The 19,428-nt window shown below is 42.7% G+C and carries 16 protein-coding genes; 12 read left to right on the top strand and 4 right to left on the bottom strand.

Annotated features, from left to right (window positions below):
• The first annotated feature begins 29 nt into the window (after nucleotides 1–29).
• From M2470_RS05790 to M2470_RS05745, 10 genes are all read left to right on the top strand, one after another.
• Complete coding sequence (locus M2470_RS05790; protein ID WP_280744094.1) at nucleotides 30–1,739, top strand: DUF5597 domain-containing protein; 1,710 nt, start codon at nucleotides 30–32, stop codon at nucleotides 1,737–1,739.
• Nucleotides 1,740–1,843: 104 nt separating this feature from the next.
• Entirely contained in the window at nucleotides 1,844–3,010 is a 1,167-nt protein-coding gene (locus tag M2470_RS05785) for an AIR synthase related protein (protein WP_280744093.1), read from the top strand.
• Between the two features lie 5 nt (nucleotides 3,011–3,015).
• Entirely contained in the window at nucleotides 3,016–4,101 is a 1,086-nt protein-coding gene (gene prfA / locus M2470_RS05780) for a peptide chain release factor 1 (protein WP_280744092.1), read from the top strand.
• Nucleotides 4,102–4,114: 13 nt separating this feature from the next.
• Nucleotides 4,115–4,957, top strand: coding sequence for an orotidine-5'-phosphate decarboxylase (gene pyrF, locus M2470_RS05775; protein WP_280744091.1), 843 nt, complete (start codon nucleotides 4,115–4,117; stop codon nucleotides 4,955–4,957).
• An 89-nt stretch (nucleotides 4,958–5,046) separates the two neighbouring features.
• Entirely contained in the window at nucleotides 5,047–6,096 is a 1,050-nt protein-coding gene (gene lpxD / locus M2470_RS05770) for a UDP-3-O-(3-hydroxymyristoyl)glucosamine N-acyltransferase (RefSeq protein ID WP_280744090.1), read from the top strand.
• Nucleotides 6,097–6,100: 4 nt separating this feature from the next.
• Nucleotides 6,101–7,489: a bifunctional UDP-3-O-[3-hydroxymyristoyl] N-acetylglucosamine deacetylase/3-hydroxyacyl-ACP dehydratase gene (locus tag M2470_RS05765; protein ID WP_280744089.1), complete on the top strand. Its 1,389-nt coding sequence runs from the start codon at nucleotides 6,101–6,103 to the stop codon at nucleotides 7,487–7,489.
• Between the two features lie 11 nt (nucleotides 7,490–7,500).
• The gene (gene lpxA, locus M2470_RS05760) at nucleotides 7,501–8,289 is read left to right on the top strand and encodes an acyl-ACP--UDP-N-acetylglucosamine O-acyltransferase (RefSeq protein WP_280744088.1); all 789 of its coding nucleotides are present in this window, start codon (nucleotides 7,501–7,503) and stop codon (nucleotides 8,287–8,289) included.
• 50 nt (nucleotides 8,290–8,339) lie between these two features.
• Nucleotides 8,340–8,900 carry a hypothetical protein gene (locus tag M2470_RS05755; RefSeq protein WP_280744087.1) on the top strand — a complete coding sequence of 187 codons (561 nt, stop codon included), beginning with the start codon at nucleotides 8,340–8,342 and terminating at the stop codon, nucleotides 8,898–8,900.
• Entirely contained in the window at nucleotides 8,897–9,796 is a 900-nt protein-coding gene (gene miaA / locus M2470_RS05750) for a tRNA (adenosine(37)-N6)-dimethylallyltransferase MiaA (protein WP_280744086.1), read from the top strand. The genes M2470_RS05755 and miaA overlap by 4 nt, the downstream gene beginning before the upstream one ends.
• Before the next feature lie 267 nt (nucleotides 9,797–10,063).
• Nucleotides 10,064–12,010 (top strand): beta-L-arabinofuranosidase domain-containing protein, encoded by a 1,947-nt coding sequence (locus M2470_RS05745; RefSeq protein ID WP_280744085.1) that lies wholly within the window; start codon nucleotides 10,064–10,066, stop codon nucleotides 12,008–12,010.
• 6 nt (nucleotides 12,011–12,016) lie between these two features.
• Here the strand turns inward: M2470_RS05745 and pgl are convergent, their stop codons facing one another.
• From pgl to M2470_RS05725, 4 genes are read right to left on the bottom strand one after another with little or no spacing between them, the layout of a single operon-like run.
• On the bottom strand, nucleotides 12,017–12,718 hold the full coding sequence (pgl, locus tag M2470_RS05740; protein ID WP_280744084.1) for a 6-phosphogluconolactonase: 702 nt from the start codon (nucleotides 12,716–12,718) through the stop codon (nucleotides 12,017–12,019).
• Between the two features lie 5 nt (nucleotides 12,719–12,723).
• Complete coding sequence (zwf, locus tag M2470_RS05735) at nucleotides 12,724–14,187, bottom strand: glucose-6-phosphate dehydrogenase (RefSeq protein ID WP_280744083.1); 1,464 nt, start codon at nucleotides 14,185–14,187, stop codon at nucleotides 12,724–12,726.
• A gap of 6 nt (nucleotides 14,188–14,193) precedes the next feature.
• Nucleotides 14,194–15,648 (bottom strand): decarboxylating NADP(+)-dependent phosphogluconate dehydrogenase, encoded by a 1,455-nt coding sequence (gene gnd / locus M2470_RS05730; protein ID WP_280744082.1) that lies wholly within the window; start codon nucleotides 15,646–15,648, stop codon nucleotides 14,194–14,196.
• Between the two features lie 33 nt (nucleotides 15,649–15,681).
• Nucleotides 15,682–16,515 (bottom strand): helix-turn-helix domain-containing protein, encoded by an 834-nt coding sequence (locus tag M2470_RS05725; protein ID WP_280744081.1) that lies wholly within the window; start codon nucleotides 16,513–16,515, stop codon nucleotides 15,682–15,684.
• 119 nt (nucleotides 16,516–16,634) lie between these two features.
• Here M2470_RS05725 and M2470_RS05720 point away from each other — a divergent pair, with 119 nt between their 5' ends.
• Nucleotides 16,635–18,500, top strand: coding sequence for an SLC13 family permease (locus M2470_RS05720; RefSeq protein ID WP_280744080.1), 1,866 nt, complete (start codon nucleotides 16,635–16,637; stop codon nucleotides 18,498–18,500).
• Nucleotides 18,501–18,517: 17 nt separating this feature from the next.
• Nucleotides 18,518–19,423: a phosphatidylglycerol lysyltransferase domain-containing protein gene (locus M2470_RS05715; RefSeq protein ID WP_280744079.1), complete on the top strand. Its 906-nt coding sequence runs from the start codon at nucleotides 18,518–18,520 to the stop codon at nucleotides 19,421–19,423.
• The last annotated feature ends 5 nt before the right edge of the window (nucleotides 19,424–19,428 follow it).

The following is a 19,428-nucleotide window of genomic DNA, read 5'->3' as shown; positions in this document are numbered from 1 at the left end:
TAGAATCTTATTATATAAAAGACTATACAATGAAAAACTGCTTTATCTTACTGGGTATATTATGCTTTTCGTGCTCTCTATGGGGGCAAACTTCTTTGCCTTATCTAAAATCACAGGGGACTGCTACACAATTAATTGTTGATGGAAATCCTTATCTTATTCTTGGGGGCGAATTAGGAAATTCCTCCGCATCTTCCTTTGAAGATATTGAACAGATCTTTCCGAAATTGCAGCGGATGGGGCTTAATACAGTACTTGTTCCTGCTTATTGGGATTTGATTGAGCCTGTGGAAAAAAGCTATGACTTTACTTTGATTGATAAAGTGATTCATGAAGCACGGGAACACCAGCTAAAAGTAGTATTTCTCTGGTTCGGAGCCTGGAAAAACTCAATGAGTTGCTATGCCCCGCTATGGTTCAAGCAAGATTATAAAAAGTATCCACGCGCCTACACAAAAGAGGGAAAACCCTTAGAGATAGCCAGTTCATTCTCCGAAAATGTACAAACAGCCGACAATCGCGCCTTTTCAGAGTTGATGAAGCATATTGCATCTGTTGACAAAGAAGAAGGTACTGTTATTATGGTACAGATTGAGAATGAGATCGGTATGCTGGAAAGCGCCCGCGATCATTCTAAAGAAGCCAATGCCTTATTTCAGGCAGAGGTGCCACGTAAATTAACTTCTTACCTGGAAAAAAACAAAAAAACACTGCATCCGTGGATGCTCGAAAAATGGAAAAAACAAGGATATAAAACCAAAGGAAACTGGCAAGAAGTTTTTGGTGACGATATCTATACCGATGAACTATTCATGGCCTGGTCATATGCACAATATGTTGAAAATCTGGCTCAATCGGCACGTTCTATCCACAACATTCCTCTGTTTGTAAACGCAGCAATGAACAGCCGGGGACGGGTGCCGGGAGAGTATCCTTCAGCAGGCCCCCTGGCACACCTGATTGACATCTGGCATTGCGGAGCGCCTACTATTGATTTGCTGGCTCCTGATATCTATGACGATGGCTTTCGGGATTGGGTGGCTCAATACGCCTTGCATAACAATCCGCTGTTTATACCCGAAGCCCGCTTAGGCAGCAACAATGGCGTACAGGCGTTCTATGTATTCGGCGAGCATGATGCCATCTGTATCAGTCCTTTTTCTATCGAAAACGGCTCTGATTTGCCGGATGCCCCGCTTGGAAAAAGTTATTCCAAACTAAAAGAACTGACACCATTACTGACTAAATATCAAGGGAAAGGCTTGATGAACGGCTTATTGTTCGACGAAAAGAACAAGGAACGGATCTTACTGTATGATGACTTGGAAATCACTTGTCGTCACTACTTTACGCTCCCTTGGGACTCTCGGGCAACAGACGGAAGTACCTGGCCGGAAGGTGGCGGACTTATCATAAAACTAAACAAAAATGAATACATCCTGGCCGGAAGCGGAATTGTTGCTGAATTTAAAAAGACAAATGAAAGCAAAGCAAAGAATACCGCTAAACTGGGAGAGGATGGTTTTGTTTCCTCAGGCGGAAACCAGCAGCAACAAGCCGGTTGGGATGGTGGTTTCCGGGCAGGTATCGGAACGGTTGACGAGATAAAAATAAACAAAGACGGAACCTTTTCATACGTAAAACGGCTGAATGGTGACCAAACGCACCAAGGACGCCATGTCCGCATCCCTGTCGACGATTTTAGCATTCTCCATGTAAAACTATATGAGTATAAATAACTGACAATTATCGATGGAACAAACCCGGGATTGGGAAATTTGTTCACAAAAATTGGGAAAAATCGGTTCGTAGGTGTTACCTTTGCACTCCAAAAGGATATGCAATGAGCGACCAACGTTACAACCAGCGGGGTGTATCTGCTTCTAAAGAAGACGTACACAGCGCGATCAAGAACATCGATAAAGGGATATTTCCCAAAGCATTCTGTAAAATCATACCAGACATACTGGGGGGTGATCCGGAGTACTGTAATATTATGCATGCAGACGGAGCCGGAACCAAATCGTCATTAGCCTATATGTATTGGAAGGAAACAGGCGACCTGTCCGTATGGAAAGGGATTGCCCAGGATGCTCTTATCATGAACATTGACGACCTGCTGTGTGTAGGCGCTGTAGATAACATCTTGGTTTCTTCTACCATCGGACGCAACAAGCTGCTTATTCCGGGAGAGGTTATATCAGCCATTATTAATGGTACCGACGAACTACTGGCCGAACTACGCCGGATGGGTATCGGCTGCTATGCTACCGGAGGAGAAACGGCCGACGTAGGCGACCTGGTACGCACCATCATTGTAGACAGTACCGTAACATGCCGTATGAAACGGGCCGATGTGATAGACAACAGCCGCATACAGGGAGGCGACGTAATCGTAGGGCTGGCCTCGTACGGACAAGCTACTTATGAAACAGCTTACAATGGCGGTATGGGTAGCAATGGGCTTACTTCTGCCCGCCACGACGTATTTGCCAAATACCTGGCTGCCTTATATCCGGAAAGTTATGATGCAGCAGTACCTGAAAGCTTAGTGTATTCGGGGAATTTAAAGCTCACCGATGCCGTAGAAGGACTGGACATAGATGCCGGAAAACTGGTACTTTCCCCCACCCGCACCTATGCACCGGTAGTAAAAGTATTACTAGACGAGTTACGGACTGAAATCCACGGAATGGTGCATTGTTCGGGTGGCGCGCAAACCAAGGTAATGCACTTTGTTGAAAACAAAAAGATAGTAAAAAACAACCTCTTCCCCATCCCACCCCTTTTCCGTATCATTCAAGAGCAAAGCGCTACTGACTGGAAGGAAATGTACAAAGTATTCAATATGGGCCACCGGATGGAAATATATCTGGCACCGGAGCATGCCGAAGCTGTGATTAATATAAGTAAAGGTTTGGGAATTGACGCGCAAATCGTTGGTTATGTAGAAGAGGCAAACGAGAACGAATTGGTTATTGAAAGCGAAAAAGGTCGCTTTGTTTATTAACTGGAATGGCAGAAAGCAACTTATTATACAGACTTGACGGACTGGTCAGCCGCTTTGAAGAGGTAGGTACATTAATTACCGACCCTTCTGTTATTGCGGATATGAAACGGTTTGTGAAACTGAACAAAGAATATCGCGATCTGGAAAAAATAGTCTCTACACGTGCTGAATACATCAAGGTACTCGACGGGATACAGGAAGCTAAGGAACTGCTTGACACAGAACAAGACCAGGAAATGCGCGAAATGGCCCGTGAAGAACTGGATAGTTGTACCACACGTATTCCTAAGCTGGAAGAAGAAATCAAGCTATTACTGGTACCTGCCGATCCGCAAGACGGAAAGAATGCGATAGTTGAAATACGCGGAGGAACAGGAGGTGACGAAGCTGCAATCTTTGCCGGAGACCTGTACCGCATGTATGCCAAATACTGCGAAAACAAAGGCTGGAAAGTAGAGGTGACGAGTTATACGGAAGGAACTTCCGGTGGTTTTAAGGAAATCATTTTTACCGTAAGCGGAGAAGGCGTTTACGGGATCTTAAAATACGAATCGGGCGTACATCGTGTGCAACGCATCCCACAGACGGAAACACAGGGACGCGTCCATACTTCAGCAGCTACAGTGGCAGTTCTTCCCGAGGCAGAAGAATTTGATGTAGAGATCAAAGAATCTGATATTCGCACAGATACTTTTTGTGCTTCCGGACATGGCGGACAGTCGGTTAATACGACTTACTCTGCTATTCGCCTGGTACATATTCCGACAGGGATAACCGTACAGTGTCAGGACGAGAAATCGCAGCTTAAAAACAAAGCCAAAGCCATGATAGAACTGAGAAGCCGTATATATAATATGGAATACCAGAAATACCTGGACGAGATTGCTTCCAAACGGAAAACGATGGTATCATCGGGCGACCGTTCGGCCAAAATACGCACCTATAATTATCCGCAGGGCCGTATAACCGACCATCGGATCAATTATACAATTTACAATCTTTCCGCATTTATGGACGGAGAGATTCAAGACTGCATCGACCAGCTGATTGTAGCCGAAAATGCCGAACGTTTAAAGGAATCTGAACTATAAATAAACAACCAAAATGAACAAACAAGAACTCGTTGACAATATTAAACGGAAACAATCCTTTTTATGCATCGGATTGGATACTGATATAAAAAAAATACCTCAGCATTTACTGCAGGAAGAAGATCCTCTATTTGCTTTTAACAAAGCTATTATTGATGCTACACACGAATACTGCGTAGCGTACAAACCTAATCTGGCATTTTATGAAAGCCTGGGAGTAAGCGGTTTGCTGGCATTTGAGAAAACAGTGAATTACCTGAAAACGAATTATCCCGACCAGTTTATCATTGCAGATGCCAAACGCGGGGATATCGGCAATACATCCGAGATGTACGCCCGTTCGTTCTTCGACCACCTGAAGGTAGATGCCGTAACCGTAGCCCCCTATATGGGAGAAGACAGTGTGAAACCTTTCCTCCTGTATCCCGAAAGCTGGGTTATCCTACTGGCGCTTACCTCTAATAAAGGCTCGCAAGACTTCCAGATGCAAGAGATGCGTTCAGGGGAACGTCTCTTTGAAACAGTTCTGAAGAAGTCGCAGGAATGGGCTACTGATGAGCAAATGATGTATGTAGTAGGTGCTACCCAGGGAGAATTATTCCTTGAGATAAGAAAACATGCACCTCATCATTTCCTGCTGGTACCCGGTGTTGGCGCTCAGGGAGGAAGCCTGAAAGAAGTTGTACAATATGGGATGAATAAAGAGTGTGGCCTATTGGTTAACTCCTCCCGTGCTATTATTTATGCAGACAATAGTGAAAACTTTGCATTAACAGCACGCAAAGAAGCGTATGTTATACAGCAGGAAATGGCTACTTATTTACAAGATAACGGAATTATTCACGTTTTGTCATAGGGAAAACCAATATTTTTTTTCAAATTTGCAAGCTGTTCTATGTTGCATAAATATATATATGATAAATTTTAATTAAACTGAACAACTAAATGGAGTTTACAGCTCAACAAATTGCAACCTTTTTGAATGGAAGCGTGGAAGGTGACCAGAATACAAAAGTTAATAATTTCTCAAAAATAGAGGAAGGTAAACCAGGATCATTATCTTTTTTAGCTAATCCAAAATACGAGCATCATATTTACAATACAGAAGCAAGTATTGTTTTGGTTAATAATGATTTTACCCCCACAGCCCCCATCAAGTCCACTTTGGTTCGAGTAGCAAATGCTTATGCGGCATTAGCCATTTTGTTGGATATTGTAGAGCAGTCCAAAAAGAAAAAAACAGGTATCGATCCTACAGCTTTTATCGACGCTACGGCTACGATTGGCAATGATTGCTATATAGGTAATTTTGCCTATATAGGCGAACAGACAAAAATAGGAAATAACTGTAAAATATATCCTCACGCCTATGTCGGTGACCATGTATCCCTTGGAGATAATGCCATTGTTTATCCCCATGTTACGATATACGAAGGATGCATTATCGGAAAGAATTGTATATTGCATGCCGGTTCGGTAATAGGCTCAGACGGTTTTGGCTTTGCCCCCGAGGGAGAAAATTACAAGAAGATACCCCAACTGGGAAATGTCATATTGGAAGACGATGTGGAAGTAGGTGCGAATACCACTATCGACCGTGCCGTAATGGACTCTACTATTATCCGTAAAGGCGTAAAGCTGGACAACCTAGTGCAGATAGCCCACAATGTGGAAGTGGGCGAACATACTGTCATGGCTTCACAGGTAGGCATCTCCGGATCGGTAAAGATAGGGAAACACTGTCAGTTTGGCGGACAAGCCGGATTGGCGGGGCATATCCGTATCGATGACAATGTATCGATAGGCGCACAAGCAGGCGTGATAGGGAATATAGAAGAGGGTCACAAAGTTCTGGGAGCACCGGCTATTGATGCAAGACTATATATGCGCTCAAGCGCAGTCTTCCATCGCTTGCCGGATATATACAGAATAATCGGACAGCTACAGAAAGAAGTAGAACTCCTTAAAAACGAAATTAACAAACAAGATAAATAAACGCATGTTGAAACAAAATACATTAGCCAATAGCTTTTCTTTGCAAGGAAAAGGGTTGCACACCGGTTTGGAGCTTATCAATATAACATTCAATCCGGCTCCCGAAAATCATGGTTATAAGATAAAACGTATCGATCTGGAAGATCAACCTATTATCGATGCATTGGCCGAAAATGTTATCGCCACTCAAAGAGGAACAGTAATAGCTAAAAATGATGTTCAGGTAAGTACTATAGAACATGCCATGGCTGCTTTATATGCTGCAGGAATAGATAATTGCCTGATCGAAATTGATGCTCCGGAATTCCCGATATTGGATGGTAGTTCCCGTTTTTATGTGGAAGCAATACAAAAGGTAGGGATAGTGGAACAACAAGCACCCAAAGATTTTTATATCGTAAAAAATAAAATTGAAGTAACAGACGAGAAAACAGGTTCGTCACTCATGATATTACCAGATGATAAGTTCAGTCTGAATGTACTGATATCCTTTGATTCGCCTGTTCTTTACAATCAGTTTGCTACGCTTAATGATATAAATGAATTCGCCACAGAAGTGGCATCCTCGCGAACATTCGTATTTGTCCGCGAAATAGAAGCCTTACTGAACAATAATCTGATAAAAGGCGGCAGTCTGGACAATGCCATTGTAATATATGACAAGATAATGCCTGAAGATTCATTGAAGAAGTTGGCAGAAGAAATGAACATCCCCTATAAAGATATCACCTCTTTGGGATATATCAACAATGAGCCTTTGGTATTTGATAATGAACCGGCCCGTCATAAGTTAATAGACGTAATAGGCGATATTGCACTAATCGGCAAACCCATCCGTGGAAGAATTATCGCTACCCGCCCGGGACATAAAATAAACAACCAACTGGCGCGTTTAATCCGTAAAGACATCAAGCTGAACGAGATACAGGCACCGGTATATGATCCGAACACCCTGCCGGTTATGGATGTTAATCGCATCAAAGAATTGTTGCCACATCGTTATCCATTCCTGTTGGTTGACAAAATTATAGAGATTGGAGGCAACCACATTGTAGGGATTAAAAATATAACAGTAAACGAACCTTTTTTTCAGGGACATTTCCCGCAAGAGCCGGTTATGCCTGGGGTTTTACTGGTAGAAGCAATGGCTCAAACCGGTGGTTTGCTGGTGTTGAATTCTGTAGATGAACCCGAGCGTTATTCTACTTATTTCATGAAGATAGACCAGGTAAAATTCAGGCAAAAAGTGACTCCCGGTGATACAATCATCCTTCGTCTTGAATTGCTTGCTCCTATCCGGAGAGGGATTTCTACCATGAAAGGGTATGTTTTCGTAGGAGAAAAACTGGTTGCCGAAGCAGAGTTTATGGCACAAATTGTAAAAAATAAATAATAGTACAGAACATGAGTCATTCGCCTTTAGCCGTTATTCATCCCGAAGCAAAAATAGGGAAGAATGTGATTATTGATCCTTTTGTTGTTATTGAGAAAGATGTTGAAATTGGCGATCATTCTCATATACTGTCACATGCTGTTATCTTAGACGGAGCACGTATTGGCAAAAATTGCAAGATATTTCCGGGAGCAGTGATCGGCGGGATTCCTCAGGATCTAAAATTTGCCGGAGAAAGAACTACGGCTGAGATTGGTGACAATACAACGATCCGGGAATGTGCGACCGTAAACCGAGGAACAGCATCTAAAGGTAAGACAGTTGTTGGTAATAATTGTTTGATCATGGCCTACAGCCATATCGCACATGACTGTGTTTTGAAAGATAACATAATATTGGGGAACGCGTCTCAATTGGCAGGCGAAGTAGAAATTGATGATTATGCCATTATCAGCGGAGGAAGCCTGGTTCATCAATTCGCCCGTATATCCAAGCATGTTATGATACAGGGAGGTTCCCGTGTTGGAAAAGACATCCCTCCTTATACATTGATAGGTAGAGAACCTATCGTTTACTGCGGGATTAATATCGTAGGATTACGTCGGCGTGGATTTACCAACGATCAGGTATTCCTTATTCAAGATATTTATCGTACACTCTATACCAGAGGATTGAACAATACGGAAGCCTTACGGGCAATCGAAACCGAATATGTTCCCAGTGTGGAAAGAGATTTAATATTGAACTTTATCAAATCGTCAAGCAGAGGTATCGTAAGAGGTTCTATTGATGAACTATAAATCAAGTGACAGTTGATAATTATTTTTGAACCATATAAATACTATAAACTATGATATTCCGATTTTTAATAGTGTCAGACGAAGTAGACGAATTTATCCGGGAAATAAAAATAGACTCGGAAGCTACCTTTCTGGACCTTCACAATGCAATTGTCGACTCTGTAAAATACGACAAAAACCAAATGGCTTCATTCTTTATCTGTGATGACGACTGGAGCAAAAAAACGGAAATTACACTGATAGACATGGGCGCCTCTTCGGAAGAGGATAGCTACATTATGGAAGATACACGTTTAGAAGAGTTACTGGAAGATGAAGAACAAAAAATGCTGTATGTATTTGATTATCTTACAGAACGTGCTTTCTTTATTGAACTTCGCGAGGTAGTTCCTGGCCAAACGCTTGACAAAGCTATTTGCAGCCGCTCAGAAGGAACACCTCCCTCTCAAACGATCGATTTCAAAGAAGCCGAAACAAAGAGCCCTATTACAGATTTGCTGGGAGAAGATTTCTACGGCGACTCCGAATATGACATAGATGAGCTGGATAGTAGCGGATTTGAAGGACTTGACAATGCGGGTGATATTTCTTTTGAAGAAGATCGTTATTGAACCAAACACTTGTTATATTACTGGGACCTACCGGAGTTGGAAAAACTGAATTAAGTTTACGGATTGCAGAACATTTCAACTCCCCCATTATCTCATCCGATTCACGCCAACTGTATAAAGATTTGCCTATCGGTACGGCAGCCCCTACTCTTGAGCAGCAAAAAAGGGTTCAGCATTTCATGGTTGGAACTCTGGTCTTGACCGATTATTATAGTGCCAGCAACTTTGAAACGGACGTTCTCTCACTATTAGACCGGCTATTTGAGACAATCCCAATTGTTGTTATGTCAGGCGGCTCCATGATGTATATAGATGCTATCTGCAAAGGCATTGATGATATCCCGACAATCACTCCAGAAATACGTACTGCCATATACAGACAGTTTGAAGAAGAAGGGCTTGCTCCTATCCTGGAAGAACTGAAAGCCAGTGATCCTATACATTACGAAGAAGTAGACCGAAAGAATCATAAGCGGGTAATCCATGCTGTTGAAGTATGCCGGATGACCGGTAAGCCTTATTCTTCTTTCCGGACGAACAGTCGGAAAGAGCGGCCTTTCAGGATCATAAAGATCGGCCTCACACGCGAACGTGAAGAGTTGTGCGAACGAATCAATCAGCGGGTAGATCTGATGATGGCTGACGGGCTATTGGAGGAAGCTCGCAAAGCGTATCCTTACAAGCATCTGAACTCTCTGAATACTGTAGGTTACAAAGAATTGTTTCAGTATCTGGATGGAAACTGGACATTGGATTTTGCCGTTGAAAAGATTAAGCGTAACTCCCGTGTATATGCCCGTAAACAGATGACCTGGTTTAAGCGTGACACGGATATCAGCTGGTTTCATCCCGATCAGGAAGCCGAGATTATCAAACATATTCAACTCAATACTTGAGGTATATCAAAAATTATACTTTCTTAAACTTGGGCCAACACTATTTAATACTTTGCCTATTGGCAACTATTGAAAAAGCCGTATATTTGCATTGTGGTTTTTTCATAATAGTATTAGATTTAAGGTTAACAAAGTAGATTATAGGATGTCGGGAGATATCCTTTAATTGTTTTATAGGGGTGGGTAATTTAATGTTTGATAAATTGTAGAAAATACGCATATTTGTACTATCTTTCAACTGTAAATTTATTATTCAACTCTATTTGTATGAAAAAAATCTTACTTACAACATGCATTATTGCGGCTTTCGCTTGTAATAAAGTTGAGAAAGCTGAGACCTATTCCAACTATCCTATTGAAGCGGTAAATCTTAATCATGTACAATTAAGCGATAACTTTTGGTTGCCAAGAATTGAGAGCATACAAAACAAAGTGATCAGATATGCCTTTGACAAATGTGAAGCAGAAGGACGCTTGGAAAACTTCGTGATTGCCGGACAGGTAATCAAAGGGGGAGAAGGCTGCGCACGTGGAAAAATGCCTTTCGACGACACAGATGTATATAAAACATTAGAGGGGCTTGCCTATTCATTAATAAACAGTCCCAATCCTACTCTGGAAGCATACGCCGATTCTGTAATCACAATTATCGCCCAGGGACAGGAACCCGACGGTTATTTGACTACCTGGCGTACGATAAACCCAATGAAACCTACATCAGACTGGGTAACACCCGGTCCACGCTGGAGCCATCTGGACATCAGTCACGAACTATATAATAGCGGACATTTGTTTGAAGCAGCTGCTGCCTATTATTGGGCAACCGGAAAACGGAACATGTTGGATATCGCCCTGAAGAATGCCGACCTGCTGCTGAGCGTCTTTGGCGACAATACATACAACGCAGTACCCGGCCATCAGATTGTGGAAACCGGACTAATCAAATTATATCAGATTACAGGCAAAGAAGAATACCTGCATTTATCTAAGAAGTTCCTTGATTTGCGAGGCGACTCGTCTGTCCGTGAAATCTGGGGAGCTGAAAATATACAGGATCACCTTCCAGTACTTGAACAAGAGGAAGCTGTTGGGCATGCCGTTCGGGCAGTCTATATGTATGCTGGCATGACTGATATTGCGGCCATTTACCAAGATGCAGAGTACCTGGCGGCAGTTCATAAGCTATGGGAAAATATGGTTAATAAAAAGATGTATATCACGGGAGGAATCGGTTCACGCCATCACCTGGAAATGTTTGGTGACAACTACGAACTACCCAACCTGACAGCTTATAGCGAGACATGCGCTTCCATAGGTAGTGTTTACTGGAACGAACGCTTATTCCGTCTCACGGGAGATGCCAAATACTATGATATCATTGAACGTACAATGTATAATGCACTTATTGCAGGTATATCGTTGGAAGGAACAGAATTTTTCTACCCCAATCCTCTGGAATCAGATGGAGAATATGCTTTTAACAAAGGAGCTTGTACGCGTGAGGCTTGGTTTGACTGCTCCTGCTGTCCAACTAATCTGATACGCTTTATTCCCTATGTGCCTAATTTGATCTATGCAACACACGATAACGATATCTATATCAATCTTTTTATGTCGAACAAAGCTTCCATACCCGGAAAGGCTGTTACAATTAAGCAGGAAACAAATTACCCCTGGGATGGAAAAATTAAAATACATGTCTCTGCTAACGAGAGACAAGCTTTCGCATTAAAAATCCGTATCCCCGAATGGGTAGTGAACAAACCTGTTCCCAGCTCTCTATATCAATATGCCGACACCTCTGATGATACTTATAAAGTATGGCTGGATGGCAAGGAAATCAAAGGTGAACTTACTAATGGATATTTTGAAATAAAACAAGACTGGCCGGAGAATAGCCTGGTAGAGCTCGACCTCCCGATGCAGGTACGTCATGTGGTAGCCAATGAGCAGGTCACAGACTTAAAAGGCCTCATGTCTATCGAATACGGCCCCTTGGTTTATTGCGCAGAGGAGATAGATAATAAAGGACATTTTGAGCAGATACGTTTCTCTACGAAAGATCATTTTTCCGTAGAAAGCGCTCCTGAACTTCTTGGCGGAATAAACTCCATCAAGAAAAAAGAAGACAGTAAGGAGCAGTCTTTCATCCCTTATTACACCTGGTCGAACCGGGGAATCGGAAAGATGAAAGTTTGGTTTGCACAGGAATAACTCTGCTCACTCCTCTGCGAGATAGACGGTAGCATCTTTGGCTTTGGAGAGGATATAGGATGCAGGGGTTGGGTTATCTTTGGAGTAAGCATTTTTCAGATGCTTAATAACCTCTGTTTTTCCCTGTCCCAGTATCGGTACCAAAAGTGGAGTGTTGTTCAGAATCAACAATCCTGTCATGGTGACGCGACATTGCCCGGTTTGCGGATGTTGGGAGACGGCGTATGGACGTTCGTCTTCCAGTAACCGCATGGTATTGGGGAAGATAGAGGCAGTGTGCGCATCATTACCTACTCCGAGGATGATGCAATCAAAACGAGGCAGACCATTATATATTAGCAGTTTACCAGACACTCTGTCGGAATATCGTTTAGCCTCTGCCTGTGGATAGTTCTCTCCTTTAATCCGGTGAATATGCCTTTTAGGGATATGCATCGGTTCAAAGAATAGTTTATTCGCCTGTCCGTAATTGCTTTGTTCGTCTGTTTTCGGGACACAACGTTCATCTACCCAGTAAAAGCGAACCGTATTCCAGTTTATAGTTGTCTGGTATTCCTGTGCCCATAAAACGAACATTTGCTTAGCCGTTTCACCACCGGATAAAGCCAGATTAAAAACATCTCCTTTTGCTTGTTCTATTAACATAGCCAAACGATTCGTTAACGCTCTCAAAGCTTCTTGGGAGTCTTTGTAAGTTTCTGTTTTCATAGCCGTTAATTTGACTGGCAGCGACACAGTTTGCGCAAGGGCCTCAACAGGTATTTCTCTGTCGGTCCATTTTGTCCCGCCGGGTAAGTATATAAATTGTTATCTCCTGCTTTTTTCCAGTAGTTCAGTATCGGATCAATAAACTTCCAACTAGCTTCCAGCGCATCACTACGGGTGTACAAGGTAGAATCACCAATCATGGCATCCAGAAGCAAACGTTCATAGGCATCCGGAAGCTTCACATTGGACAATGAACTGTAGTTGAAATCCATACTTACTTGTTTTACTTCAAAACCCGCACCCGGTACTTTCAGTCCGAAACGCAGGGATATACCTTCATTGGGCTGCACACGAATGGTCAGTTTATTACAGGAGGTACCCGAACACTGTCCCACAAAAAGCTGGTGGGGTGTAGACTTGAAGTTGATCGTGATTTCTGAGTGTTTTTCTGCCTGTTTCTTGCCGGTATAGAAATAAAAGGGTACACCACTCCATCGCCAGTTGTCGATAAAAAACTTCATTCCTACCCAAGTTTCAGTCGTTGATTCCGGTGCTACGGCATTCTCAGCTCTGTATCCTTCATATTGTGCCCGGATCACCTGTTTGTCAATCTCTGATTCCGGTATCGAACGAATGGCGCGAAACACTTTTACGATCTCGTCACGTATAGGCTCGGGCTCAAAAACAGCCGGCGACTCCATAGCTGTAAAAGCCATTAGCTGCATCAGATGATTCTGTATCATATCACGCATAGCACCTGCCCCGTCGTAATACTTGCCACGATTTTCAACTCCTAATGTTTCTGAGGCACTTATCTCTACCGAATCAATGTAGTTACGGTTCCATAAGGGTTCAAAAATACCATTAGAAAAACGCAGTACCAAGATATTCTGCACTGTTTCCTTTCCCAGATAATGGTCGATGCGGTATACTTCTTTTTCGTCAAAAATATGCCGCAGATGTTCGCTAAGATGTTGCGCAGAAGCTAAACTGGTGCCAAAAGGTTTTTCTACAATCAGGCGATGCCAGCCTTTAGGATCCGGAGTCTCGTTCATTCCGTTCTCCAACAGGTATTGAGGAATCAGTTCATACATAAGAGGAGGCGTTGCCAGGTAATAGATAATCTTATCCGGCAGTTGTATTTTCTGCTGCAATTCACTGATGCGAACTTTTAATTTACCATACTCTGACGAAGTAGTAGAGTCGAAAGCCAGATAATAAAGCTTATCCAGAAATAGATCCAACTGTTTTGCATCTATCCCCTCTCCTTCTGCATCTATGATATGTTTGCGATTCAACACCCGAAACTCCTCATCGGTATATTCCGTTCGGGCTGCTCCTAAAATGGCAAACTTTTCAGGAAGCATATTGCGTAGTTGTAACTCAAAAAGTGAAGGCAGGAGCTTACGCGAGGTTAGATCTCCCGAAGCTCCGAATATTACTAATAATTGATCTTCTGCTCGTTTCATAATTTATTACCTGTTATAGGTTCCTGATGTTGTATTACCACCTGCTCCTGTCCAGTCTGTATGGAAAAAAATACCCGGTTCGCGGTCTGTCCGCTCATAAGTATGGGCGCCGAAGTAATCCCGCTGTGCCTGTATGAGATTGGCCGGAGACTGCAACGTACGCAAACCGTCAAAATAAGCAAGAGCCGAACTCATAGCCGGCAAAGCCAAACCGGTAAGCGCCCCCTCGGAAACAACTTTCCGCCACGCTGTTGATGATGCTTTTATCTTTTTCGTGAAGAATTCATCAAACAACAGGTTTTCCAAGCCCGGATTTTTCAGATAAGCATCTGTGATCTTTTGCAGGAATACAGAGCGAATGATACAGCCTTTGCGCCATATCTTGGCTATGGTAGCCAGGTCTAAATCCCAGTTGTAGTGGGTAGAAGCCCGGCGTAGCAATGAGAAGCCCTGGGCATAAGACACCAGTTTTGAAGCATAAAGTGCCTGCTCTACATCAGATGTTTCAAGCAAACTAGCCAAAGAAGCAAAAGGCGGGAATATACCATGTGCCTTCGCACGTTCTTCACCCAAAGCGGATAGTAAACGAGCATAAACAGCTTCTGTAATCAGGGTAAGGGGATCATTCTCATCCATTGCAGCAACAGAAGCCCATTTACCGGTACCTTTCTGCCCTGCTACATCGCGAATCTTATCCAGCAAATACTTGTCATCCTCGTCCTTGAAACGGAGTATTTGTGATGTAATGTCAATCAAGTAACTGTCCAGTTCTCCGTCATTCCAGCTGCGGAATACGTCAGACATTTCCTGGTTATTCATTTGCTTCCGATGTTTTAATAAAGCGTAAGCCTCTGTAATCAACTGCATATCGCCATATTCAATACCGTTATGCACTGTTTTTACAAAGTGTCCTGCCCCACCCTTACCAATCCATTGGCAGCAAGGTGTACCATCTTCCAGTTTGGCAGCAATAGCTTGTAGGATATCGCGTACCAAAGGCCAGGCAGCCGCAGATCCGCCGGGCATGATAGACGGGCCGTTCAATGCACCTTGCTCGCCGCCGGATATACCTGTTCCTATAAAGTAGAAACCGTTACTTTCCACTTCCTTTACACGTCGTTCCGTATCGTGAAAATCCGAATTCCCTCCATCTATTATTACGTCACCCTCAGATAAATAGGGTAATAATTGCTGGATCATTTCATCTACCGGATTACCGGCTCTGATCATCATCATTATTTTACACGGACGCTCAATAGAGTTCACAAATTCTTCTACCGAATGAGTCCCTATAAACTTTTTACCTTTCCCACGGCCGTTAACAAAACGGTCTACTACTCCCTCTTCACCAGGGAAATTTCTGTTGTACACCGAAACCGTAAAACCTTTGTTCTCCATGTTTAGAGCCAGGTTTTCACCCATTACGGCAAGTCCGATTAGTCCTATGTCTGATTTGTTCATATTATCATTATTATATATTAAAGAACAGTTTTCTTACTGAATTTGTTGCCGAAATTCTGTTGCACTTTGCCCTGTTGCATTTCTAAAAAAACGGCTAAAGGATGCATGATCCTCAAAACCAAGTATTCCGGCTATTTCTTTTGAGCTTTTAGATGTATAATGAAGCAAACGTTCAGCTTCAGCTACCACCCTGTTATGTATGATTCTTATAGCCGAAGGTTGGTGATAAGTCGACAAAATATTGGCCAGGGTTTTAGGCGATTTATTCAACATATCAGCATATTCCTGCACCTGTTTTTTTTCTTTAAAATGCGCATCTACCAAGGTATAAAATTTACGCATTACCTCAAAACGAGCATCACGCTGCGGTATCACTCCATGTTTAAAATGAGCCATTCTGCAGCAGATAATAATCAGTCGTTTTAACAAAATACGCAACATCTCTCCTTGCAGTCTATCCTCCATAGTACACTCTTCAATCATAGTATCTGCTATGCGTGACAGTTTATACATATCATCCTTGGAAGCATCAAATTTCACAATATGAGGAGATCCGTTAAACAATAGGCCGTTACACAATACTTCATGATCGTTATTCACTATGTGGTAAAAATTATCGTTAAAAAGAATAGACTGATAAGTTCCATCTATTTTGCCCAATTCCACATTATGCAGATACGATAATGTAATAACCTCACCTGCCTTAAATATATGTCGTTGATGATTCACTATCAGTTCTATTTTTCCCGAGACAATCCATATTATTTTATAGAGCGTCTTATCCTTCAAAAAAATAGGGTCGGTATGCAGTGTATCCGATAAAATCAGAAGACTCTTCAACTTGGATTTTTCGTAAACAAATTCCATGATCTTTTTAAATTTACATTAATTTTGCACCCATTATCAATTAAACATTTTCACTCGTATATTGGTTTATAAAAGAGAGTTTTTTATTCTTCATTTTTCATAAAAATGCTTACTCAAATATGGTAACAACACTGCTCATTCTGGCTTTATCCATGATTTTCTTTATCAACGGAAAACTACGTTCCGATGTGGTAGCATTATGTGCCCTGGCACTCTTAATGGTATTCGATATACTAACGCCTGCCGAAGCACTTTCCGGTTTTTCTAATTCGGTAGTCATCATGATGATCGGGCTGTTTGTTGTGGGAGGAGCCATATTTAAAACAGGGTTGGCCAAGATGATCGGAAGTAAGATTATCCAGTCGGCAGGTCAAAGTGAGTTAAAACTCTTTGTTCTCATTGTACTGGTAACGGCTTTTATCGGCGCCTTTGTCAGCAATACGGGGACGGTAGCCTTGATGCTACCAATCGTTGTTAGTGTAGCAGCAAGTGCCAATATCAGCCCGAGCCGTTTCCTGATGCCTCTGGCTTTTGCCAGCAGCATGGGTGGTATGATGACGCTAATCGGTACACCTCCTAATCTGGTTGTTCAGGAAACACTGTCAAAAGCCGGGTTCAACGATATTTCCTTTTTTACATTTACCCCGATAGGGATTGTTTGTATTATCGTGGGGTTGTTAGTCTTAATACCTTTAAGCAAAAAGTTCCTGGTTAAAAAAGAAGATAAGAAAAAGAGTCAGGATACCTCAACCCGCTCTCCCAAAGAACTGGCAAAGAAATACCAACTGGCAGAAAACCTGTTCCGTATTCACGTGGATGAGAACTCCATGATCCGCTACAGACGGTTAAACGAACTCAACATCACCCAGAAATACAATATTTCCATCCTTGAAGTCAGACGTAAATCTTCTACCCAGGGACGTTTCCTGAAAACCGTAGACCAAAAGCTGGCTGGCCCGGAAACAGAGATTAAGGTAGATGACATCTTGTACGTATTTGGCTCGTTTGAAAATGTAAGCCGTTTTGTAGAAGAGAATAAACTATCTCTGTCTGAGGCTACGACTACTGAACTTGCCGGAGAGTCTGCCAATGAGAAGCTGAGTGTCCGCGAGATCGGTATTGCCGAGATGGTTTTGATGCCCGACTCCAAAATGATTAATAAAGCAATCAAAGACTCCGGATTCCGCGACAAATATGGTGTTAACGTGCTTGGTGTAGAAAGAAACGGAGAGTATATCTTGTCCAATATCAAAGATGTAAAAATGCAAGCGGGCGACCTGTTACTGATTCAGGGGAACTGGGAGAACATCGCTTACATGAGCCAGAAGCAATCGCAATGGGTGGTATTGGGCCAACCGCTGGAAGAAGCCGCCAAAGTAACACTCGACTATAAAGCGCCTGTTGCAGCTGCTATTATGATATTGATGATCGTTAGCATGGTGTTTGACTTTATACCTGTCGCTCCGGTTACTTCCGTAGTAATAGCCGCTCTTTTAATGGTACTGACCGGTTGTTTCAAGAATGTGGAAGAGGCCTATAAGACGATCAACTGGGAAAGCGTAGTACTGATCGGGGCTATGCTCCCTATGTCGCTAGCTCTTGAGAAGACAGGTACCTCTGGCCTTATATCAAATGCCCTCGTGTCTAATCTGGGCAGTATGGGGCCTATGGTACTGATGACTGGTATTTATTTCACTACCTCCCTGATGACCATGTTTATCAGCAATACGGCAACAGCTGTACTGATTGCACCTATAGCCCTTCAATCGGCATTGGCTATCAATGTAAGTCCCTATCCTTTCCTGATGGCAGTTACAGTTGCCGCCAGTATGTGCTTCTCCTCTCCTTTCTCTACTCCGCCGAATGCGCTGGTAATGTCTGCCGGAAAGTACACATTTATGGACTATATCAAGGTTGGTTTGCCTTTACAGATCATTATGGGTATCGTGATGATTTTAGTATTACCTTTTCTTTTTCCGTTTTAAAAGTATAGAACAAATTTATGGAAAATTTAATTCCTTTCAAAGCTATAGAACTGAGTGACAAAGATACAATCACGTCATTCACACTGCAAAGTTCATATATGAACTGCGACTTTTCTTTCGCCAATATGTGTAGCTGGCGCTTTTTATATAAAAGTGAATATGCCGTTGTAGACGGTTTCCTCCTCATTCGCTTCTGGCTGGAAGACAAACGTCCGGTGTATATGTGTCCGGTAGGTAAAGGAGATATTACGGCATCAGTCAATTTGCTGGAACAAGATTCGCTGTCATTCAAACATCCTCTCTGGCTTCTGGGTGTTACACCCAGCGGCAAAGAAGAACTGGAACAAGCCTTTCCCGATGGTTTCAAATATATGCCGGAGCGTAACTTTTTCGATTACATTTACCTGCGGGAAGACCTGGCCAACCTGACCGGCAAAAAGTATCAGCCCAAACGGAATCATATCAATAAATTCATCAAGCAATACCGCTACAAGTATATGCCCATTACCCCCGAACTGGTGCCGGAATGCCTGGAGCTGGAACGGAAGTGGTATAAAGCCAATCACACGGAGGAAGATGCCGAAGAACTGAGCTTCGAGCGTCGTTCCATGACCTATGCCTTGGAACATGCCGAAGAACTGGGACTTATCGGGGGTGCTATCTGCGCAGAACATCAGATAGTGGCATTCTCTTTCGGAGCCCCTATCAATAAAGACACTTTCGGAGTGCATGTAGAAAAAGCAGACATTAACTACGACGGAGCCTACAGCCTGATTAACCGTGAGTTTTCCTCTCACATTCCCGAACAATATACCTACGTAAACCGGGAAGAAGACCTCGGAATCCTAGGCCTGAGACAAGCCAAACTTTCCTACCACCCCACCATATTGCTTGAAAAGTTCACTGCTATCAAAAAAATCTGATTTTG

The sequence above is a fragment of the Parabacteroides sp. PH5-46 genome, from assembly GCF_029892785.1.
In the GTDB taxonomy this organism is placed as follows: Bacteria; Bacteroidota; Bacteroidia; order Bacteroidales; family Tannerellaceae; genus DFXE01.
The sequence above is the reverse complement of the archived record's forward strand: the minus strand, read 5'-3'. Positions and strand labels throughout refer to the sequence as shown.